This is a genomic window from Pseudomonas sp. CYM-20-01 (assembly GCF_023169845.1).
In the GTDB taxonomy this organism is placed as follows: domain Bacteria; phylum Pseudomonadota; class Gammaproteobacteria; order Pseudomonadales; family Pseudomonadaceae; genus Aquipseudomonas; species Aquipseudomonas azotoformans.
This window is the reverse complement of the sequence record NZ_AP025169.1, coordinates 843,820-864,999: the sequence shown is the minus strand read 5'-3', so window position 1 is coordinate 864,999 and position 21,180 is coordinate 843,820. Positions and strand designations below refer to the sequence as shown.

Here is a 21,180-nt window from a genome sequence, read left to right as displayed (position 1 = left end):
CGCCCAGGCGTTCACGCCCTCAGAAGTTTTCGCGGGGATTGAACGCCGCCTTTTGCGCCAGCTCCTGCCACAGAGCCTTGACCTCATCAATGCTGCCTTTAGGCATTACCGCCTTGAGCTGCACGAACAGGAAGCCGCGCTGCCCGGCCTTGTTCAGCAGGCCATGGCCCTTGGCGCGCATGCGTTGGCCGTTCTGGCTGCCGGCAGGCACCTTGAGGTTGATCTTGCCGGTCAGCGTCGGCACCTGTACTTCAGCACCCAACGCCAACTCCCACGGTGCCAGGGGCAGGTTGATGATCAGGTTTTCGCCATCCACTTCGAATTTTGGATGCGGCGCGAACTTGATGATCAGGTACAGATCGCCATTCGCACCACCGCCAATGCCCGGCGCGCCCTGGGCCTTGAGGCGAATGCGTTCGCCGTCGGTAACGCCGGCGGGGATCTTCACGTTCAGGCTCTTGGTGGTGTTGCTCACATGCCGGCCCGACGCGTCGTACTGCGGCACCTGGAAGGTGACCTGCTTGGACTCGGTGGACAGCGTCTCTTCAAGGAACACCGACAGCTGCATCTCCACGTCCTGGCCTTTGCGCCCGGCAGGCCGGCGCTGGCCGCCACCAAAGGCGTCGCCACGGGAGCCGAAGATCGAGCTGAAGAAGTCCGAGAAGTCCTCGCCACCGCCGCCACCGCCAAAGCCGCCACGGCTCTGCCAGCCCGGCGGGCCCTGGAACGGTTGGCCATGCTGGCCGTATTTGCGCAGCTCGTCGTATTCGGCGCGCTTGTCGGCGCTTTTGAGCGCCTCATAGGCTTCGGACGCGTCCTTGAACTTGGCTTCGGCGTCTTTTTCCTTGCTCACGTCGGGGTGATATTTGCGCGCGAGCTTGCGATAGGCCGCCTTGATTTCCTTGTCGTCGGCGGTCGGCTCTACGCCCAGTATCTTGTAATAGTCTTTGAAATCCATCGGCGGTTCACCATCCTTAATCGAGATCGCACAGCCCGGGGCACAACGTGCGCTGCATTGCACTTGTCGAGTGATGTGGCCTGGGGGTGCGTCAAAGTTTTATCGGCACTTGCCGTATGCAACAGATGTGGGGGCAAATACCCAACTTTCAAGCACGATTTAGCGGATAGTCGGCCTACGCATCCGCCTTCGACTGGCATACACTGCGCGGCCGTTTTTCAACCGGAACCCGATAGACATGAAAAACCCATCCCCAGCCCGTGCCTGCGGCATCGACTTTGGCACGTCCAACTCCACCGTCGGCTGGATCCGCCCCGGCGAGGAGACGCTCATCGCGCTGGAGGACGACAAGATCACGTTGCCGTCGGTGGTGTTCTTCAACTTCGAGGAGCGCCGCCCGGTGTACGGTCGCCTGGCCCTGCACGAATACCTGGAAAACTACGAAGGCCGGCTGATGCGCTCGCTCAAGAGCCTGCTGGGTTCCAAGCTGATCAAGCACGACACCAGCGTGCTCGGCACTGCGATGCCGTTCACCGACCTGCTGGCGCTGTTCATCGGCCAACTCAAGAGCCGCGCCGAAGCCAACGCCGGGCGTGAGTTCGAAGAAGTGGTACTGGGCCGCCCGGTGTTCTTCGTCGATGACGACCCGATGGCCGACCAGGAAGCCGAGAACACCCTGGTCGACGTGGCGCGCAAGATCGGCTTCAAGGACATCTCGTTCCAGTACGAGCCGATTGCGGCGGCGTTCGACTACGAGTCCACCATCGAGAAAGAAGAACTGGTGCTGATCGTCGACATCGGCGGCGGTACGTCCGACTTCTCGCTGGTGCGCCTGTCGCCGGACCGCCGTCACAACGACAACCGCCAGAGCGATATCCTCGCCACCGGCGGCGTGCATATCGGCGGCACCGACTTCGACAAACAGCTCTCGCTGAACGGCATGATGCCGTTGTTCGGCTACGGCAGCCGCATGAAGAGCGGTGCCTACATGCCCACCAGCCACCACATGAACCTGGCCACCTGGCACACCATCAACTCGGTGTACTCGCAAAAGTCCCAGTTGGCGCTCGGCAGCATGCGCTACGACATCGAAGACACCGGCGGCATCGACCGCCTGTTCAAGCTGATCGAACAGCGCGCCGGGCACTGGCTGGCGATGGAAGTGGAAGAAACCAAGATCCAGCTGACCCACGAAGACAGCCGCCATGTGCTGCTGGACCGGGTGGAGCCCGGCTTGAGCGTGGAGTTGAGCCGGACCTTGTTCGAATCCGCCATCGATGGCCTGCTGGAGCGCGTGCGCAACAGCGTCACGCAGTTGCTCAACGATGCCTCGGTGAGCGTGGCCCAGGTGGACACGGTGTTCTTTACCGGCGGTTCCAGCGGGATTCCGGCACTGCGCCACAGCATCTCGGCGATGCTGCCAAATGCGCGGCACGTGGAAGGGAACATCTTTGGCAGTATCGGCAGCGGCTTGGCGATTGAGGCCAGCAAGCGCTACGGCAGCTGAGTTTTATCTGAAACACCGCGGCGCGCCCATCGGGGGCAAGCCCCCTCCCACCTTTGAATGTGTTCACAGATCAAAATGTGGGAGGGGGCTTGCCCCCGATGAGGCCAGTCCGGCCAATACAAGGCTTAAACCATCCCGCCGAGCTTCAGCTCACTCTTCAAATACGCGTAGTAAATCGGCCCTGCGACCACCCCCGGCAAGCCAAACGCAGCCTCAAACACCAGCATCGCCAACAGCAACTCCCACGACTTGGCACTGATCTGCCCGCCCACGATCCGTGCGTTGAGGAAATACTCGACCTTGTGGATCACGATCAGATACCCCAGCGCCGCCACCGCCACCCAGATCGACAGCGACAGCGCGACGATGGTGATCAGGGTGTTGGACATCAGGTTGCCGATCACCGGCAGCAGGCCGAGCAGGAAGGTCAGCACGATCAGGGTCTTGGTCAGCGGCAGGTGGATACCACACAGCGGCAGCACCACGGCGAGGAACACGGCGGTGAAGGCGGTGTTGAGCGCGGCGATCTTGATCTGGGCGAAGACAATGTTGCGAAACGCCTGGACCAGCAAGTGCAGGCGGTCGAACAGCGCGGCGGCCAGGGGTTTGCGTTTGGTCAGGTCGGGCACGCGCTGCAGGGCGATGATCGCGCCGAGCACCATGCCGATCAGCAAGGTGACGAACATGTGGGCAGCATCTTTGCCCACCAGTTGCAGTTCACTCAGGTGCTTGCTCAGCCAGTCGCCGATGGCCACGCGGAACTCGGCGGCGCTGGCGGGCAGGTAGGCGTCCAGGAAAGGCGGCAGCTGGCCGCGTGCGCGGTCGACCACGCCCATGAATTTGTCGAGGGAGGCCCCGGGGTTTTCCGCTTCGTGGAGCAGGAAGCTGATGGCGCCGGCAAAGATCAGCGCCAGCACGCTGACGATCAACGTGCCGAGCAAGGCCACCGCCAGCCAGCGCGCGCGCCGGCCTTCGATCAGCCGTTGCAGTTGGGGGGTGAGCATGTTGACCAGTTCATAGACCAACAGGCCGGCCAGCAGGCTGGGCAGCAGTTTGAGCGGCAGCACCAGCAGCAACCCGCCAAAAATGATGATGTAGCTGGCCAGCAATAGCACGTGACGCTGAGAAAACGTTGGCATACAGCCTCAAAACGAACGGCGTTAAAGGATGGGCAGTCTGCCAGCCTTGAGGGAATCAAGCGAGTGGGTCGGTTGTGAATGCGATCAAGTGTGGGAGCCGGGCTTGCCCGCGATGGCCTCGCCGCGGTGTACCAGACAGACCCAGGCGCCTGTATCGCGGGCAAGCCCGGCTCCCACCGTTGATCTGCGGCGCTCGCGAAAGAGTGATCAGCCTTTGAGGCAGGTGCTCATAAAGGTTTTACGCGCATCCCCGGCCAGCGCCTTGGTCTTCGCCGACGCATTGCAATCCTTCATCTTCTGCTGCTGCGGTGTCAGGGTCTTGGCGTCATTGGCCGCCGGGGCTGACAGGCAGGTCTTCATGAACGCCTTGCGCTCGTCGCCCTTGAGCGTCTTGGTGGTGGCTTCGGCGTTGCAGGTGGTCATTTTGTTTTGCTGGGCGGTGGCGGCAAAGCCTTGGGAACACAGCAGCAAGCCCATCATCAACAGCGGAATTCGCAGCATCTTCATGGAGTTTTCTCCCTGTTACCGCACCGAAGGGCACGGCCTATCCAGCAGTGTAGTCAAAGCCTGTTACATCTTCACCGACTACGAATATGGGCGCGCCGGTACTGCTCCGGGGTACATCCCGCCTGGCGCTGGAACATGGCGATAAACGCCGAGGCGGTGCTGTAGCCCAGGTCAAACGCCACATGTTGCACGCTGCGCTCGCTGTCGAGGGCCTCGATGGCGGCCAGGTAACGCAGGCGTTGGCGCCATTCGCCGAAGCTCATGCCCAGTTCCCGCACGAACTGACGCGCCAGGGTGCGCTCGCTCACGTGCACCTGCTCGGCCCAGTGCGCCAGGGGCCGGTTATCGCCAGGGTCGGCCTGCATGCCTTCCAGCACGCCGAGCAGCCCGGGGTGACGGGCGTAGGGCAGGAAGCACTCGTGGATCGGCGCCTGCTTGAGTTGGTCCACCAGCACCTGGGCCAGGCGGATGTCCGACTCGGTCTGCGGCATGTTCACATCGCGCTGGGCGAAGTCACTGAGGATGGCCTTGAGGATATCGCTGATGGCCAGGGTGCACGGCTGCCGGGGCAATTGCTCGCAGAGTTCCGGCGCCAGCCCCACCGAGTGGTAGACAATTGCCTCGGCATTGTAGGAGCTGTGTTCGGTATGCGGCGGCACCCACACGGCGTACTGCGGCGGAGACATGAAGCGGCTGCCGGCCACTTCCATGCGCATCACGCCACTGGCGGAGTAATCCAGCGAACCCCAGAAATGCTGGTGCGGCGTGCACTCGGTGTCGGGGGCGAAATCCGAATAGCGAAAATACACCGGGCTCGGCAGTTGGGGGAAATCCTGGAGGCGTACGTTGTGCTTGGCCATGTTGTCTGGATACAGCAGTGGGTTGTCTGGATCGCAGTATAGGCTTCGATCCAGACAATGGATAATCCTGCCTCATCTACACACCGGGTTCCTTTCGATGCAATACGCTTATCCCTTGCTGGCCATTTTTATCTGGGCCGGCAACACCGTCGTCAACAAACTGGCCGTGGGCTCGATCTTCCCGGCGGAGATTGGCTTCTATCGCTGGCTGCTGGCGGCACTGCTGTTTACGCCATTCATGCTCAAGCCGGTGATTGCCCACTGGGCGCAGATCCGCCCGAACCTGGGCAAAGTGTTCATCCTCGGCGTGCTGGGCATGGCGGTGTACCAGAGCCTGGCCTACTACGCCGCGTCGCTCACCACGGCGACCAACATGGGCATCATCCTGTCACTGATGCCATTGATGGCGCTGGCGGCGGCCATCATCAGCCTCGGCCAGCGCCTGACCTACGGCGCGCTGACCGGTGCGGTGCTGTCATTCGCCGGCGTGGTGGTGGTTGTGTCCGCCGGCAGCCTCGGCGCACTGCTGCAACACGGGGTCAACCTGGGTGACGGCATGATGCTGGTCGCCACCCTGGCCTATGCGGTCTACAGCACCCTGCTGAAGAAATGGCAACTGCGCCTGCCGCCGCTGGTGCTGCTGTATCTGCAGGTGCTGGTGGCGGTGGTGGTGCTGTTTCCGCTGTTCCTGTTCTCGGCGAAGGCCGGCCTGGGCTGGGCCAATATTCCGCTGGTGTTGTATGCGTGCCTGCTGGCGTCGATGCTGGCACCGCTGGCCTGGATGCATTCGGTGAAGACCCTGGGGCCGAGCCGCACCACGTTGTTTTTCAACTTGCTGCCGTTGATCACCGCGCTGATCGCCGCCGTGGTGTTGAAAGAAGAACTGGCGCCGTACCACCTGGTGGGCGGCCTGCTGACCTTGGGCGGGGTGATCTTGTCGGAGCGCTGGACCACGCCGGTGCGCTAAACACCGGCCGCCTTCAAGCGCCGTGCATGCTCGACAAACAGCCGGATCGGCTCCGCACCCTTGCCCACCAGGCCCAGGGACTGGTTGACGATATCGAAGTGATCCAGCGCGTAGTCATCGCCGATCACCAACCCCAGGTGTGAGCTGTAGCGCCCGACCATGCCATCACACTGGCCCTTCTCCCGTACGAAGCTGCGGGCGAACAAACGGCAACTGCGGTTCGTGCCGTCGAACAGGTTACGGCCACGGTCGGTGATGCCCGGCTGCAAGGTGCCGGACCATGAGTAATAGCGCACGCCGTTGACCTCTTCGGCGCCCTGCCCGCCCCAGGTCTGCGGCAATCCCTGCGGGTATTGCTGGTTGAACAACGCCACGCCGGCACTGGTCAGGGAGTGATGGGACGCCTGCAAGTCCGTCTTGAAGCGCGGTCCGCGATAGCCGGTTTCGAGCACGCCCATCACCCAGGCGGCCAGGTGAAACAGCGCGCTCATGATCCGGCCCTTCACGCCGTCAGCGGGGTAATGCAGGTGGATATGATCCGCCAGCTCCGAGCCATGATTGGGGCCTGCCACGGAGGTCACCGAGGCGACCCACTCGGGGCGCTTGGCCGCCGCATACCGCGCGGTGAGCGAGCCTTGGCTGTGGCCGATCAGGTTGACCTTGTCGGCACCGGTTTCGCGGCGAATGCGCTCGATCTGCACCAGCAGTTGCTCGCCACGCACCTCGCTGGAGTCCAGCGGCGCCACTTGCACGGGAAATACCTGCGCCCCGCCCGCCCGCAATGCCGGGACGATGCCGTACCAGTACGGGAACCAGCCCAAACGCACGAAGCCGAGCATGCCGGGTACCAACACCAGGGGGTAGCGCGTGGCCAACGACTGCGGCATGAACCGGGCATCCTCTCAATCCGATCCATCCAGCCTAGCCCAGCCTCAAGTCGGGCTTATGACGCTATCGGTAAATCCAATAAAACTTTTTGCTTTCTCCAGGACTCACAACTTGGAGCGATCACGCCGACAGAGCGTGGCGCAAAACCGGATTAGCCCCAGGAGATTGAGATGACCGAAGCAAATTTGACTGACGTTGCGACCCTGCGCAGCCGCGCCCGCCAGAACGTCGAAAACGGTGCCGTGACCGAGGGCTATGACGCCGACCGCGAAGAAATCATCCGCCTGCTCAACGCGTCGCTGGCCACCGAACTGGTCTGCGTGTTGCGCTACAAGCGTCATTACTTCATGGCCAGCGGCATCAAGGCCGCCGTCGCCGCGCAAGAGTTCCTCGAACACGCCACCCAGGAAGCTGAACACGCCGACAAACTCGCCGAACGCATCGTGCAGTTGGGCGGCGAGCCGGAGTTCAACCCGGACCTGCTGTCGAAGAACTCCCACGCGCAATACGTGGCCGGCAAGGACCTCAAGGAGATGGTCTACGAAGACCTGGTCGCCGAGCGGATCGCCGTGGACAGCTACCGCGAAATCATCCAGTACATCGGTGATAAAGACCCGACCACGCGCCGCCTGTTCGAAGAGATCCTGGCGCAGGAAGAAGAGCATGCGGACGACATGGCGGATATTCTAGAAAGCCTGTAACCCCATGTGGGAGGGGGCTTGCCCCCGATAGCGGTGGATCAGTCAATTGAGATGTCGACTGGTCTACCGCCATCGGGGGCAAGCCCCCTCCCACATTTGCAGTTAGCCTTTCACGGTTTTCGGCGCCTTGCCTTCCTTCATCTGCTGCAGCAACGGCGCGCACTCATTCGGTTCACCGCCACTCGGCGCGACCAATGCCAGCAACCCGGCAGCCGGTCCGGCGATCACCCCCAGCGCCACCATGCCTGCACCACGCAATGCCAGCGGAATGGCTTTCACCCCGGCATTGGGCTTGATGAACGGCCCGTTGACGTACAGCGGTGAACGCAGCGAGAACAGGCGGAAGCCTTTCGATTCCGGGGTGATGGTGAGATCAAGCTGCTCCGTGGCCATATTCGCCGTGCCATCGATATAGATGATCGCGTTCTCGGTATCGAACACAAACAGGCGAGTGGTCGCCAGGCCGGTCTTGATACCGAAGTTCGCCGCCGCACAGTTGATCTTCACTTCCTTATCGCCGAACAGGCGACCCACCACGTAGTTGCCCACGTTGAGCCCGGCGATTTCCATCAGGCCACGGCTGATCGCGCCGTCGTTGATGAGCATCTTCAGGTCACCGTTGGAGGTGCCCAGCAATGCCGCCACCGAGTTGCCGCGCCCGGAAATATCGGCATCGCCATTGAGTTCACCGAAGCTGGTCTTCATCGGTTCGAAAGTCGGGAACAGTTGCTTGAGCTTGAAGTTGCGCGCGGTGAGTTTGGCGCGGCCTTCCATCGGCGTGGTACGGCCATTCAGGCGAATCTGCGCATCCAGCTTGCCGCCGGCCACGCCGAAACGCAGGGGTTCGAGGCTCAGTTCGCCGTCATTGAGCACCAGGTGGGTGTAGAGGTCGGTGAACGGCAGATCGGCACTGTGCACGATGCGTTTGCCGGTGAATTCCACATCGGCATCCATCACGCGCCAGCGCTCGGTGCGGAACTCCTCCACCGGCAGCACCTTGGTCGCGGGCTGCTTGCTGTCACCGCCACGGGCTTTTTGCTGGGCGTTGGAGTCGGCGCCGATCAGGGGCGCGAGGTCGGTCATCAGCAGTTGGTTGGACACCAGCGTGCCACTGAGTTTGGGCCGTGGTTGGCTAGCGACGTAGGCGAGGCTGCCGTGGATGTCGCTGTTGCCGATCTTGCCGTTGAAATTTTCATAGCTGAACGAGGCGCCGGTTGGCTCGTGCAGCTTGGCGATCAGGTGGCCATCGGTGGAATAAGCCGGCGAATCCGGCAGGGTCACGCCGGTCAGCGGATACAGGTTGCCCAGGCTGGAGCCGGCGAGTTTCAGGCGCAGGTCGAGCGCGCCCAGATTCAGTGGGTCCGTGAGGGTGCCGGCCAGGGCGATGCTGGTGTCGGCAATCTTGACTTGGGCTTGCAGAGGGAACGGCTTGGCCGCGTCCTGCAAGGCCAGCAGGCCGCCGATCTTGCCGCTGCCGTCGAGTTTCTGGCCGTGGTACTGGCCTTTGACCTTGAGGCCGAACGCGTAATCCTGTGGCGCGGAGCCTTTTTCCAGCGCCTTCTTGGCATCGGCGTCGCCTACGATTTCGCCGAAGGGAATGGGTTTGCCCAGCGGATCGATGATCACATCCAGTTGCGTCTTGAGGGTCTGGTCGTCGAGGGTCACGTGGCCTTTGTCGAAGCCGATGGCACCGATGTCCACCACCCAGTTGGAGGGCTCGGCGTTGGGGTCCTTGGGGTCGAACGTGAAGGTCCAGTTGGCGCGACCGTCGGCCAGGCGCTGCAATTGCGCGCCGGGCTCGGTGAGGTCGATGCGCGGGATCACCACGCGCTGCACCAGCAGCGCCAGGGGTGAAATGCGCAGTTCCACCTTTTTGAGCGTGACCATCTGCGGGTTTTTCGACCAGTCGGGGTTGCCCAGGGTCAGGTCTTCGGCAATCACATGGGGCCACGGCACCCAGGCACGCCAGCCGCCTTCATCGGGCTCACGCGCCCACACCACCGCCAGGTTGCCATTGATGGCAAAGGGTCGATGCAACTCTTCGGAGACCTTGGCATTGAGGGGCGGTTTGATGCGGTTCCAGTCAAAGAACACCAGGACCAATACCACGATGGCGATTAACAGCACGAAGCTGGCGCAGCTCCAAGCGGCGATTTTACGCGTGCGCGTCATTGCACAGGACTCCTGAATACGACTGGCTGGGTGACAGCCTTTAAGGACAGCTTATAGGACTACGACTGGCAAACCGTCGCGGGGTTTAACCCAATCCTCGATTTGCCAGGAAAAACCTCATTTTCTGACCACTTCGACAGATTTACCCTACGGCACCGCACCATTGTTACCCACTCGCGTGTCGAAAATACCCACACCGGTGCAAAACCGCGTGCTTGAGAGGCCCGTTCTAGAGCCTCCGCCTAGAACAATCAATTCTGTTGATTATTACCATTGTGTTTATGAACTTTTATATCGACTTATCGAGAGTAGCATTAGCCCTGTACCCACTTTATCGCCCTCCCAAGGAGCAACCCATCATGAAACGCCAAGTACTCGCTACCGTCCTGTTATCCATCCTGGCCTCCAGTGCCTTTGCCCTGCCAGCTGCCGAACAGGCCACTCCACAAGTCAAAGCTGACGCTGCACATTTCAGCCAGACCGTCGCTCGCAGCGGTTCGCAAGAAGAAGAAAACCGTGACTACGCCAAAGGCGCTGTGGCTGAAAATGGTTCGGAACACGCCAACAAACGCGCTTACACCGAAGGCCTGACCGAAAACGGTCGCAACCGCCTGGAACAGAAAGGTCTGGTTGAAGGTGGCGCTGATCGCCTGCTGGAACGCAACGCTGTCGCCGAAGGTGGCCGTGATCGTCTGGAACAGAAAGGCCTGGTTGAAGGTGGCGCTGAACAAGCCAACGTGCGTGCCTACACCCAAGGTATTGCCGAAGGCGGCGCTGACCGTCTGCAAGAACTGCATCAAGCACAGAGCTAACCCCGTGGTGGCCCAGAAAAAAGCCCGATCAGCCGATCGGGCTTTTGACTTTTTGTAGAGACTGTCACGCAAGTACTACCCGCCAAGTTCGACGCCAGCGAAGCTGTTTTGCTAGAGTGCGTCGCTGTACTTGCCGACAAAGCCCGCCTGCCAATGCTGCCCCGCGCCGAACAGAAGCAACAGACCCGCCTCGCCTTGATGGACGCAGCCCGCCATCTGATGGAGTGTGGCCGTGGGTTTGGCAGCCTGAGCCTGAGGGAAGTGGCGAAGACAGCCGGCATCGTGCCTACCGGTTTCTACCGCCATTTTGCCGATATGGACCAGCTTGGGCTCGTCCTCGTCAGCGAAGTGGGCCAGACCTTCCGCGCCACGATCCGTCTGGTGCGCCACAACGAATTCGTGATGGGCGGCATTATCGATGCCTCCGTGCGGATCTTTCTGGATGTGGTCTCGGCCAACCGTTCGCAATTCCTGTTCCTGGCCCGTGAGCAATACGGTGGCTGCCTCGCGGTGCGCCAAGCGATCGGCGCCTTGCGCGAAGACATCACCCGCGACCTGGCGGCCGACCTGACCCTGATGCCCAAGCTGCAGCACCTGGATGCCGAAGGTTTGCACGTGATGGCTGACCTGATCGTTAAAAGTGTGTTCGCCACCCTGCCCGACATCATCGACCCGCCGGCCCAGGCCCTGCCTGACCACCTCACGCCTCAGGCGAAAATCACCCAGCAACTGCGCTTCATCTTTATCGGTTTGAAGCACTGGCAAGGCCTGGGCAGCACCGAGTAACGCCATCATCCCGCCGAGTGGAAGCGCTTGGCCGTGGTGTAGTTCTTGTTCCAGTAGCTGTTGCTCAACGAATCGATGCGGATGCTCTTGCCGGTACGCGGCGAATGAATAAATTTGCCCTCGCCGATGTAAAGACCCACATGGCTGACCTGGCCGCGCCCATTCCCCTTGAAAAACACCGCATCGCCGGGCTTGAGCGCGTTGCGTTTGATGGTCGGGGCCGTGGAGCGGTGCATCGCGACCGTCGTGCGGGGTATCTGGATATTGGCTTGGGTCTTGAACAGATACACCAGGAAACTGCTGCAATCGAAGCCCTGATCCGCCGAGGTGCCACCCCATTTGTAGGGCGTTCCCAGCAGTTGGTGGGCACGGTCGATCACATCATTGATGGATGCCTCTTTCAGTGAAACGGAGAAAGAGGCAGGGTGTTGCAAGTTGGCGGAGGCCGGAGAAAGCACAAACGTCAGGCTGACAATGAATAGATAACAAAGTGACTTGAACATGATGAACGTCGCTGTGGATAAAACACGACGCACAGGCTAAAGATCTCGCAGGTAACCTGATGAACGCCGATTCCTCAGACCATGTAGGGAAAATCCGAAAACGCCCACCCCGCGTGCAACAGGCAATCTCTTGCACCAACTTGGCGCATACACGCAATGTCTTCACGCCCTATTTAGTGGCGCCACCCCGCATACCTACAGGCATTTCCTACGCCTCGACGAGGTTGGCAAGCCCCTTGCTCTAGCTGTTTCATCGCTCATAGCTGGAAGCTGCCTGATGCTGGTGATCCACCGCCGAATCGCCCCCCAAGCCCTCTGGGCCGCCGAGTTGCTGCTGAATTTCGAAGCCCGCAGCAAAAGCCGCCTGCGCTGTTTCAGTGCCGACGGTGAAGACGTCGGCCTTTTCCTGGAGCGCGGCCAGCCACCGCTGCACGATGGTGAATTTCTGCAGGCTGAAGACGGACGCGTCGTACGCGTGTGCGCCCGGCCTGAACAACTCTTACACGTGACCTGCAGCAGTGCATTCGAACTGACCCGTGCGGCCTATCACCTGGGCAATCGCCACGTGGCGTTGCAAGTAGGTGACGGCTGGTTGCGCCTGCTCGACGACTACGTGCTCAAGGCCATGCTCGAACAGTTGGGTGCACAGACGGAAACCATCGAAGCGCCGTTTCAGCCGGAGCATGGTGCCTATGGCGGCGGCCATCATCATTCGCGCCATGGTGATGAAGACTTCAACTACCCACCCAAGCTGCACCAGTTCGGCGTGCGTCTATGAACCCAGCCTGGGCGCTGCTGCGTCTGGCCAGTCCGCAATTGCCGATTGGCGGCTACAGCTATTCACAAGGCCTGGAAATGGCCGTCGAGAACGGCCGCGTCAACGATGCGGCCACTGCGCGCCGCTGGATCAGCGACCAGTTGCTGCTCAACCTCGCGCGTTTCGAGGCACCGTTGCTGCTCGCCCATTGCCAGGCCGCCCTGGAGGCAGATTGGTCGCGACTGGCGCAGTTGGGTGAAGAACACCGCGCCAGCCGTGAAACCCGCGAGCTGTATCAGGAAAGCCGGCAGATGGGCTACTCCCTGCAACAACTGCTCAATGGCCTGCCCGAGTTGGACGACGCGGCCCGCACCTTTCTTCAACAGTGCACCGAACCTCACCTCGCCCTGGGCTGGGCCCTGGCCGCCCGCGCCTGGAATATCAGCCCCGCCGACGCCCTCGCCGCGTGGCTGTGGAGCTGGCTGGAAAACCAATTGGCGGTGCTCATGAAAACCCTGCCGCTCGGCCAGCAAGCCGCCCAACGCCTGACCAGCGAACTGCTGCCGCTGTTGCAACACGCCCAGCAGGACGCCAGCCGCATCGACCCTGATCAACTCGGCAGCGCCGCCTTTGGCCTGTCCCTGGCGTGCATGGCCCACGAGCGCCAATACAGCCGCCTGTTCCGTTCCTAGGAGACAACACACATGAACGCACAACCTCTACGCGTCGGCATCGGCGGCCCGGTGGGCTCCGGCAAGACCGCCCTGACCCTGGCCTTGTGCCTGGCGCTGCGCGATCGCTACAACCTAGCGGTGGTCACCAACGACATCTACACCCGCGAAGACGCCGACTTCCTGGTGCGCAACCAGGCCCTGGCGCCGGAACGCATCATCGGCGTGGAAACCGGCGGCTGCCCGCATACGGCGATCCGCGAAGACGCCTCGATCAACCTGGAGGCCGTGGACCAGCTCAACCGCCGCTTCCCCGGCCTGGACCTGATCCTGGTGGAATCCGGCGGCGACAACCTGTCGGCGACCTTCAGCCCGGAACTGTCGGACCTGACCATCTACGTGATCGATGTGTCCGCCGGCGACAAGCTGCCGCGCAAGGGCGGCCCGGGCATCTGCAAGTCCGACCTGCTGGTGATCAACAAGATCGACCTGGCCCCACTGGTCGGCGCCTCGCTGGAGCTGATGAACAGCGACACCACCCGCATGCGCAACGGTAAACCCTTTGTGTTCAGCAACCAGAAAACCGGCGTCGGCCTGGATGACATCGTCGCCTTCATCGAACGCCAAGGCCTGCTGACCGCCGCCTGATCAACCCATAAGGAACCTGTCCATGAACCTCAAGAAACTGCTGACCGCCGCCGCCCTGCTGCTGGCCCCTGCCCTGGCCTTCGCCCACCCGGGCCACGGCGACAACGGCCTGGTGGCCGGCATCAGCCATCCCCTGAGCGGTATCGATCACTTGTTGGCCATGGTCGCCGTCGGCTTGTGGGCCGCCCAACAAAAAGGCGCCGCGCGCTGGGCACTGCCGTGCACCTTCGTGGGCACCATGCTGATCGGCGGCGTGCTGGGGTTTGAAGGCCTGGCGTTGCCGGCGCTGGAAAGCGGGATTGCCGCGTCGGTGCTGGCCCTGGGCCTGGCAGTCGCGCTGGCGGTGCGTCCGCCGTTGTTCGTGGCGGTCGGCGCGACAGCCTTGTTCGCACTGTTCCATGGCGTGGCCCATGGTTTGGAGCTGCCGGACATGTCCAGCCCGTGGGCGTACGCGGCAGGTTTTGTTGCTGCGACCGCAGTGCTGCATGCTGCCGGTTACGCGGTGGTGCGCTTCCTGCCGGCGGCGGCGGCGCCGTTGGTGCGGGTTGCGGGGGCGGCTTCGGCGGCGACCGGGGTCTGGTTGTTGGCAGGCTGATTTGCGGCGTATTTGACGGCCTCATCGGGGGCAAGCCCCCTCCCACCTTGTGGGAGGGGGCTTGCCCCCGATAGCGCTAGACCAGACACCACAGAACCCAAGCCTGCTACCATGCGCGCCTACACCCCTGCCGTGACGACGCCAGCCAATGCCCAGCGCTTCCCAACCCTCCTTGAACACCGTGCTCACGCACTTCCACAGCCTGATCGTGCCGCTCTGGCAAGGCCCCGGCTGGAATGCCGACCTGGCATTGCCCTACGAGGCGCTGGACGCCGACCACCGGCCATTACCCCCGCAACGCTACCGCGCCATGGCCTGCGCCCGGCAGTTGTACCTGTTCGCCAGCCTGATCGGCGGACCCGATGCGGCCTTTGCCGAAGAACGTGCGGCGGCGTTGTTCCGCTCGCTGCAACGGCACTTCCACGACGCCGAACATGGCGGCTGGTTCTACAGCATCGACCCCGCCGGCCGACCGCTGGACAAGCGCAAAGACCTGTACACCCACGCGTTCATCATCTTCGCCTGCGCCCATTACTGGGCCAAGGTGCGTGAGCCGCTGGTGGAATCGGTGCTCAATGCCGCCCTGGCAGTGGTCGCCGAACGGTTTTCCACAGGCGACGGCCTGTACGAAGCGGTGCTGGAACGCAACTGGTCATCCGTCAAGTCCGGCCCCCTGCAAAACCCGCTGATGCACCTCGCCGAAGGCTTCCTCGCCACGCTGGCCGTGCGCGAAGACGCCATCACGCAGGACGCCCTGCTGGACCTGGCCCACGCCATGCAGCAACGCTTCATCGACCGACAGCACGGCGTGATGATGGAAAAACCGCTGGGTGCTGTGGATAACTGGTTCGAGCCAGGGCACCAGTTCGAGTGGTTCTTCTTGCTGGAGTCGTCCGAAGTACTGCGCGGTACGCCGTTGCATGCCTCCCTGACACGGGCCTTCGCCTACGCCGAACTCAAGGGTGTGGATAACGAGAGTGGCGCCGTCAGCGGCATGTTGGCGCTGGATGGCACAGTGCGTGACAGCACCCAGCGCATCTGGGCCCAGGCCGAGTACCTGCGGGCACTGACCTTGCGGCCCGACAGCGAAGCGCGGTTACAGCGCCAGTTGCTGGCGCTGCAACAGCACTTTTTGCATGCCAAAGGCTGGCATGAATGCCTGGATGCCAAGGGCGCGGTGAGCCGACGGGATATGCCGTCGACCACGCCGTATCACTTGGCGACCTGTTACCAGGGCCTTATGCAATCCACTTGCGATCTCCGGTAAAGCTGATCGTCAACCAGCGCGCCGCATCCGGCGTGCCGAGCCCTGTGGATATCTCTTCGCGCAACCCATCCAGGGTCGCGACGTTGTCCACCGGGTAATCCGCCGGCAACACCACATGAATCTCGATAAACCGTGCGCGCCCGTGCTTTTGCACGTAGGACACGTAGTCGTCGAAACCATGTTTGGCCTGTGCCGCGTCCATGACCTCGCGCACCTTGTCGTCCAGGTGGTCCGGCGCAATCCCCAGCACCTCACGCAACGCCGGGCGCAAAATCTTGAACGCCGGCGCCAGCATGCTCAGGGCCAGCAGGATCAGGATCAACGGGTCGACATACACCGCCCATTCGCCATAGCCCTGGGACTTGAGCAGCAGGGCCGCCAGAAAGCTGATCAGCAGGCCCACCGAGAGCATCGCGTCCACCAGCCAACTGATGTTGTCGAACTGGATCAGCGATGATCTCAGCGTGCGATTGCGGTAGCGCACGTAGAAGAAATAGCCGAACTCGACGACGGTAAACACCGCCGCATAGATGATCACCAGCCCCAACTCGATCTCGCGCCCGCCATTGATAATGCCGAACACGCCGTTGAGGAACGCGTAGATGGCGATCAACAACAGGAAGCTGCCTTCGATCAGCAGCACCATGGGCTCCAGGTGCCAGTAGCCAAACTGGAAGCGCTCGTTGCTTTTCTTGGCGATCAGCTTGGCCGTGATCAGCATCAGCACCTTGATGGCGGTGGCGATCAGCGAGAAAAAGCCGTCGAACAGAATGGACTGGGCGCCGGATACCACACCCGTGACAATCCCGGCGATCGCCACGGCGAACATCAGGATGGTCGATTGTTTGAGCAGTGCCTGCTCACCTCGGTTACTCACATTTCCTCCCGTCAAAAACCTTGAATCCGCAGAGTGCGGAGGGGTTTTCAGGAGGTGAGTGTACCTTATGGCCTGTTTTGGCCGATCTGACGCCATCGGGGGCAAGCCCCCTCCCACATTCGACCGCATTCACATGCTGAACTCGGTCAAGTGTGGGAGGGGGCTTGCCCCCGATGGCAGCGAAGCGGTTTAAAGCCTTACTTGGCCCCACGCTCAATCGCAAACCCAGCCCAGGTCTGGCTCACGGGCATCAGCTCCAAGCGGTTGATGTTCACATGTGCCGGTGTGTTCATCACCCAGAAGATGGTATCTGCAATGTCCTGCGGCTGGATCGGCTCGGCCCCCGCATAAGTCGCGTCATACCGCGCCTGGTCACCGCCAAAACGCACCAGCGAGAACTCGCTCTCGCACAGGCCCGGCTCGATGTTGGTGACGCGCACGCCGGTGCCCTGCAGGTCGCAACGCAGGTTCAGCGAGAATTGCTTCACGAACGCCTTGGAGCCGCCGTACACATGGCTGCCCGGGTACGGGTAGCTGCCGGCGATGGAGCCGAGGTTGATGATGCCGGCGCCACGGCCATGGGCGATCAGGCGCGGCAGCAGCAGGCTGGTGGTGGTGAGCAGGCCCTTGATGTTGGTGTCGACCATAGTTTCCCAATCGTCGAGATTGCACTTGGGTGCAGGGTCGGTACCCACCGCCAGGCCGGCGTTGTTGATCAGCCCGCGCAATGTGGCGAACGAGGGCGGCAGGTTGGCGATGGCGTCTTCCATGCCCTTGCGGTCACGCACGTCTACGACCAGGCCATGCACTTCGGTCTGCTTGGAAAGCTCTTCGACCAATGCATTCAGGCGGTCGGCGCGACGACCGGTGAGCACCAGTTTCCAGCCGGCTTCGGCAAAACGACGGGCGCAGGCTTCGCCAAAACCTGAGGTTGCGCCAGTAATAAACAGCGTGTCGGACATGGTGTTCTCCTTGCGGGCATCGGGAAAAAAACAGCCAGCAGAATGCCCGTACGCCGCGATGTCGGCAACTACTGGGCACACAAGTTGACACATGCCTGATCACTTTTTAACCACTTAAAGCAAAGCCTTATAGACCGTGGCTTACAGCCATATGCGCGCAGGTTATCCACAACTGCGCCCACAGTCTTTGGGGGCAAGTGCAAAATGCCTCAGGCCTCTATACACAAGGGTTGCAGGCGGTTTTAGAAAGTTTTTGCTTGACCTTGGCCGGTGCGTATGTAGGCCCTTCTACGAACGGCAAACCAGAACGATGGCTCCAGGCCAGTCATTCCGGCCTCTGCGGCGGTCTTTCCAGAGTTTAGTCACAGACTTATCCACAGGCTGCCGGGACATATTCCAGTCATATACCTGTGTCTTTAAACAGGTTGACAACGGGCTCGGGCGGTACCCAAAAACCCGCTGATCAAAAAACAATCACCGCGCTACAGGCCGCGTGTTTGTTGGCTTTCAGCCAGCTACTCCCACGTTACCCACAGCCGGTTCCACAGCGGATGGGGACAAGTCAAAACTGTGACAAAACAGGGATTTGCGGCGGCTATATGTCGCGCTTTGGAGGGGGGCTGGATTTGTTTTCCACAATTTGGCGGCAACCCTATTCACACCACAAAAATACATGTGGATCGGCTTAATGTGGGAGGGGGCAAGCCTCCTCCCACAGGGGGACCGCGTCGTTATTTAGATCAGTGCCCGCCGAGGTAGGCGTTGCGCACTTCCTCGTTGACCAGCAGCTCCTTGCCAGTGCCGGTCAGGCGGATCTCGCCGTTGACCATCACGTATGCGCGGTCCGACAAGCGCAGCGCGTGGTTGGCGTTCTGCTCCACCAGAAAGATGGTCATCCCGGTGGCCGCCAGCTCGCGCAGGGTCGAGAAGATCTGCTTCACCACAATCGGCGCCAGGCCCAGGCTCGGCTCGTCCAGCAGCAACAACTTCGGACGACTCATCAGTGCCCGCGCAATGGCGAGCATCTGCTGCTCACCACCGGACATGGTCATGGCACGCTGCGTACGCCGTTCCTTGAGCCGTGGGAACAGCTCGAACATGCGCTGCATGTCCTCCTGAGCGTACTTGTCGCCAATCGGGATGGTGCCCATCAGCAGGTTTTCCTCGACGGTCATGTCAGGGAACACCCGCCGCCCTTCCGGCGACTGCGCAATGCCGTTGGAGGCGATGTAGTGGGACGACTTGTGGGTAATGTCGACGCCGTTGTAGAGGATCTGCCCCGACTCGGCCCGTGGCTGGCCGAAGATCGACATCAGCAGCGTGGACTTGCCCGCGCCGTTGGAGCCGATCAGGCTGACGGTTTCACCTTCGTTGATGTGCAGCGAGACTTTCTTCAGGGCCTGGATCGGGCCGTAATACACATCCAGGTCCTTCATTTCGAGGATAGGTGCGCTCATACCAGCTCCTCTTCGTCAGCGCCCAGGTAGGCGGCAATCACTTTCGGGTCGTTGCGAATCGCGTCCGGCCCGCCCTCGGCGATCACGTTGCCGTGGTCGAGCACCACGATGTGGTCGGAAATACTCATCACCATCCCCATGTCGTGTTCGATCAGCACCACCGTGAGGTCGTGTTCGTCGCGCAACAGGCGAATCATCGCGCTGAGGGCTTCGGTTTCCTGGGGGTTGAGGCCCGCAGCGGGTTCATCCAGGCAGATGATCTGCGGCCGGGTGCACATGGCGCGGGCGATTTCCAGGCGGCGCTGCTGGCCGTAGGAGAGTTCACCGGCCAGGCGGTTGGCGCAGTCCACCAGGTCCACCACTTCCAGCCAGTAGAAGGCGTGGTCGAGGGCGTCGCTTTCAGCCTTGCGGTAGCCCTTGGTGTTGAGGATGCCCGCCAGCATGTTGCGGTTGACCCACATGTGCTGGGCCACCAGCAGGTTTTCCAGTACCGACATTTCCTTGAACAGGCGGATGTTCTGGAACGTCCGGGCCAGACCGGCACGGTTGACCAGATGGGTGCCGCCGAACATCTTGTAGTACATACGGCTGAAGAAGCTTTTCGGTGACACGAAGTCGGTCGGCTGGAAGCGCTCGCCGAGCAACTGGATCACGTTGGTCTGCTTGCCGCGGATGTTCAGTTCGATCTTGCCGCCGCTGGCTTTGTAGAAGCCGGTGAGGCAGTTGAACACCGTGGTCTTGCCGGCGCCGTTGGGGCCGATCAGGGCGAAGATCGAGTTGCGTTCGACCTTGAGGCTCACATCGCTTAAGGCCTTGATGCCACCGAAGTGCATCATCAGGTGTTCCACGGAGAGGACGACTTCCTTGCTCATGGCGCTACCCCCTTGCGTGGTGTCACACCGGTACGGCTGATGCGGATCAGACCTCGCGGTCGCCAGATCATCATCACCACCATCAACACGCCAAACAGCAGCACGCGGTATTCGGAGAAGCTGCGCAGCAACTCAGGTGCGACGGTCAGCACAAACGCCGCAATAACCACGCCCACCGTCGAGCCCATGCCGCCCAACACCACGATGGCCAGGATCAGCGCCGACTCGAAGAAGGTGAACGACGAGGGGTTGACGAAGCCCTGGTAACTGGCAAAGAACACCCCGGCCAGACCGGCCGTCGATGCACCGATAGTGAACGCCGAGAGCTTGACCAGCACATGGTTCAGGCCCATGGAACGGCAGGCAATTTCATCTTCGCGCAGGGCTTCCCAGGCGCGGCCGACCGGCATGCGGGTCAGGCGATGCTTGATATACAGCACGGCCAGCACCACCAGGAACAGCACGATGTAGATGAACAGGAATTTGATGTTGGGGTTGTAGTCGATGCCGAAGAACTCATGGAACGGAACCCCGCCATCCTTCGCCCGTTTGCCGAACTCCAGGCCGAGGAAGGTCGGCGAAGGCACCGGCATGCCATTCGGCCCACCGGTAAACGACAGCCAGTTATTGAGCACCAACCGGATGATCTCACCAAAGCCCAGGGTCACGATGGCAAGGTAGTCACCGTGCATTCGCAACACCGGGAACCCGAGTATGCACCCCGCCAGCGCCGCCGCGATGGCCGCCAATGGCAGCACGGTCCAGAAGCCCAGGCCCAGGTATTGATAACCCAGTGCCAGGCCGTAGGCGCCGATGGCGTAGAACGCCACGTAACCCAGGTCGAGCAAGCCGGCCAGACCTACCACGATGTTGAGGCCCAGGCCGAGCAACACGTAGATCAGGCCGAGGATCACTACGGTGAGCAGGTACTTGTTGGCGAAGATCGGGAACACGATGGCGATCACGATCAGTGCCGGGATGATCCAGCGCAGCCGCGACTTGTAGTCCGGCGCCAGCACATGCACGCCGGAGCCGCTGCTCTCGAAGCCCTGCAAAATCTTCAGGCCCTTGGGGGTTTGCAGGAACAGGCTCATGGCAAAGCGGCCGACCATCACGATGGCCACCAGCAGGCCGACGCGGGCCGGTTCCAGGTTGAAGCTGTAGCCGTCGAGTACCACGCCGACGATCGGACCGAACACGATCAGCGAAATCAGCCCGGCAAGGATCGTATCGACCACACTTTTCTTGATATCGATTGATTTGGCAGCAGACAT

Annotated in this window: 22 protein-coding genes; 10 read left to right on the top strand and 12 right to left on the bottom strand. The window is 61.6% G+C overall.

The window, feature by feature from the left end; translation table 11 throughout:
* Window positions 1-19: 19 nt before the first annotated feature.
* Window positions 20-958 carry a DnaJ C-terminal domain-containing protein gene (locus tag M2497_RS03785; RefSeq protein ID WP_248485887.1) on the bottom strand — a complete coding sequence of 313 codons (939 nt, stop codon included), beginning with the start codon at window positions 956-958 and terminating at the stop codon, window positions 20-22.
* A gap of 238 nt (window positions 959-1,196) precedes the next feature.
* Between M2497_RS03785 and M2497_RS03780 the strand changes: the two genes are divergently transcribed.
* Window positions 1,197-2,465, top strand: coding sequence for an Hsp70 family protein (locus M2497_RS03780; RefSeq protein ID WP_071492968.1), 1,269 nt, complete (start codon window positions 1,197-1,199; stop codon window positions 2,463-2,465).
* Window positions 2,466-2,590: 125 nt separating this feature from the next.
* Here the strand turns inward: M2497_RS03780 and M2497_RS03775 are convergent, their stop codons facing one another.
* From M2497_RS03775 to M2497_RS03765, 3 genes are all read right to left on the bottom strand, one after another.
* Window positions 2,591-3,604, bottom strand: a complete 1,014-nt coding sequence (locus M2497_RS03775) for an AI-2E family transporter (RefSeq protein ID WP_027607720.1) — start codon at window positions 3,602-3,604, stop codon at window positions 2,591-2,593.
* 207 nt (window positions 3,605-3,811) lie between these two features.
* Window positions 3,812-4,111, bottom strand: a complete 300-nt coding sequence (locus tag M2497_RS03770) for a PsiF family protein (RefSeq protein ID WP_003171425.1) — start codon at window positions 4,109-4,111, stop codon at window positions 3,812-3,814.
* A gap of 71 nt (window positions 4,112-4,182) precedes the next feature.
* The gene (locus M2497_RS03765) at window positions 4,183-4,971 is read right to left on the bottom strand and encodes a helix-turn-helix transcriptional regulator (protein ID WP_058423540.1); all 789 of its coding nucleotides are present in this window, start codon (window positions 4,969-4,971) and stop codon (window positions 4,183-4,185) included.
* A gap of 97 nt (window positions 4,972-5,068) precedes the next feature.
* On the opposite strand from M2497_RS03765, the gene M2497_RS03760 reads away from it, so the two are divergent.
* Window positions 5,069-5,938, top strand: coding sequence for a DMT family transporter (locus M2497_RS03760; RefSeq protein ID WP_071491640.1), 870 nt, complete (start codon window positions 5,069-5,071; stop codon window positions 5,936-5,938).
* On the opposite strand, the gene M2497_RS03755 is transcribed toward M2497_RS03760, so the two are convergent.
* On the bottom strand, window positions 5,935-6,825 hold the full coding sequence (locus tag M2497_RS03755; RefSeq protein ID WP_248485886.1) for a triacylglycerol lipase: 891 nt from the start codon (window positions 6,823-6,825) through the stop codon (window positions 5,935-5,937). The two genes, M2497_RS03760 and M2497_RS03755, sit on opposite strands and share 4 nt — an antisense overlap.
* 171 nt (window positions 6,826-6,996) lie before the next feature.
* On the opposite strand from M2497_RS03755, the gene M2497_RS03750 reads away from it, so the two are divergent.
* A complete protein-coding gene (locus M2497_RS03750; protein ID WP_010213553.1) occupies window positions 6,997-7,527 on the top strand; it encodes a ferritin-like domain-containing protein in 531 nt (176 codons plus the stop codon).
* Window positions 7,528-7,629: 102 nt separating this feature from the next.
* Here the strand turns inward: M2497_RS03750 and M2497_RS03745 are convergent, their stop codons facing one another.
* Complete coding sequence (locus tag M2497_RS03745; protein WP_248485885.1) at window positions 7,630-9,699, bottom strand: AsmA family protein; 2,070 nt, start codon at window positions 9,697-9,699, stop codon at window positions 7,630-7,632.
* 359 nt (window positions 9,700-10,058) lie between these two features.
* Between M2497_RS03745 and M2497_RS03740 the strand changes: the two genes are divergently transcribed.
* Window positions 10,059-10,511, top strand: coding sequence for a hypothetical protein (locus M2497_RS03740; protein WP_248485884.1), 453 nt, complete (start codon window positions 10,059-10,061; stop codon window positions 10,509-10,511).
* Window positions 10,512-10,664: 153 nt separating this feature from the next.
* Window positions 10,665-11,297, top strand: coding sequence for a TetR family transcriptional regulator (locus M2497_RS03735; protein WP_058423535.1), 633 nt, complete (start codon window positions 10,665-10,667; stop codon window positions 11,295-11,297).
* 5 nt (window positions 11,298-11,302) lie between these two features.
* Here M2497_RS03735 and M2497_RS03730 read toward each other — a convergent pair whose 3' ends face one another.
* Window positions 11,303-11,800 carry a C40 family peptidase gene (locus M2497_RS03730; RefSeq protein WP_248485883.1) on the bottom strand — a complete coding sequence of 166 codons (498 nt, stop codon included), beginning with the start codon at window positions 11,798-11,800 and terminating at the stop codon, window positions 11,303-11,305.
* A gap of 277 nt (window positions 11,801-12,077) precedes the next feature.
* Here M2497_RS03730 and ureE point away from each other — a divergent pair, with 277 nt between their 5' ends.
* From ureE to M2497_RS03705, 5 genes are all read left to right on the top strand, one after another.
* Complete coding sequence (gene ureE / locus M2497_RS03725; RefSeq protein WP_034105644.1) at window positions 12,078-12,578, top strand: urease accessory protein UreE; 501 nt, start codon at window positions 12,078-12,080, stop codon at window positions 12,576-12,578.
* The gene (locus M2497_RS03720; protein WP_248485882.1) at window positions 12,575-13,249 is read left to right on the top strand and encodes an urease accessory protein UreF; all 675 of its coding nucleotides are present in this window, start codon (window positions 12,575-12,577) and stop codon (window positions 13,247-13,249) included. Before ureE ends, M2497_RS03720 begins: the two co-directional genes overlap by 4 nt.
* Before the next feature lie 12 nt (window positions 13,250-13,261).
* Complete coding sequence (ureG, locus tag M2497_RS03715) at window positions 13,262-13,876, top strand: urease accessory protein UreG (RefSeq protein WP_071491647.1); 615 nt, start codon at window positions 13,262-13,264, stop codon at window positions 13,874-13,876.
* Window positions 13,877-13,898: 22 nt separating this feature from the next.
* Entirely contained in the window at window positions 13,899-14,471 is a 573-nt protein-coding gene (locus M2497_RS03710; protein ID WP_248485881.1) for a HupE/UreJ family protein, read from the top strand.
* Window positions 14,472-14,619: 148 nt separating this feature from the next.
* Window positions 14,620-15,738 carry an AGE family epimerase/isomerase gene (locus M2497_RS03705; protein WP_248485880.1) on the top strand — a complete coding sequence of 373 codons (1,119 nt, stop codon included), beginning with the start codon at window positions 14,620-14,622 and terminating at the stop codon, window positions 15,736-15,738.
* On the opposite strand, the gene M2497_RS03700 is transcribed toward M2497_RS03705, so the two are convergent.
* The 5 genes from M2497_RS03700 to livM all read right to left on the bottom strand — a co-directional run bounded on the left by M2497_RS03700 (window position 15,710) and on the right by livM (window position 21,180).
* Window positions 15,710-16,615, bottom strand: a complete 906-nt coding sequence (locus M2497_RS03700) for a cation diffusion facilitator family transporter (RefSeq protein WP_248485879.1) — start codon at window positions 16,613-16,615, stop codon at window positions 15,710-15,712. The genes M2497_RS03705 and M2497_RS03700 overlap by 29 nt on opposite strands.
* Before the next feature lie 197 nt (window positions 16,616-16,812).
* Window positions 16,813-17,577 carry an SDR family oxidoreductase gene (locus tag M2497_RS03695; RefSeq protein ID WP_058423435.1) on the bottom strand — a complete coding sequence of 255 codons (765 nt, stop codon included), beginning with the start codon at window positions 17,575-17,577 and terminating at the stop codon, window positions 16,813-16,815.
* A 740-nt stretch (window positions 17,578-18,317) separates the two neighbouring features.
* Window positions 18,318-19,034 carry an ABC transporter ATP-binding protein gene (locus tag M2497_RS03690; protein WP_058423436.1) on the bottom strand — a complete coding sequence of 239 codons (717 nt, stop codon included), beginning with the start codon at window positions 19,032-19,034 and terminating at the stop codon, window positions 18,318-18,320.
* The gene (locus tag M2497_RS03685; protein ID WP_071497226.1) at window positions 19,031-19,906 is read right to left on the bottom strand and encodes an ATP-binding cassette domain-containing protein; all 876 of its coding nucleotides are present in this window, start codon (window positions 19,904-19,906) and stop codon (window positions 19,031-19,033) included. Before M2497_RS03685 ends, M2497_RS03690 begins: the two co-directional genes overlap by 4 nt.
* Window positions 19,903-21,180 (bottom strand): high-affinity branched-chain amino acid ABC transporter permease LivM, encoded by a 1,278-nt coding sequence (gene livM, locus M2497_RS03680; protein ID WP_058423438.1) that lies wholly within the window; start codon window positions 21,178-21,180, stop codon window positions 19,903-19,905. The genes M2497_RS03685 and livM overlap by 4 nt, the downstream gene beginning before the upstream one ends.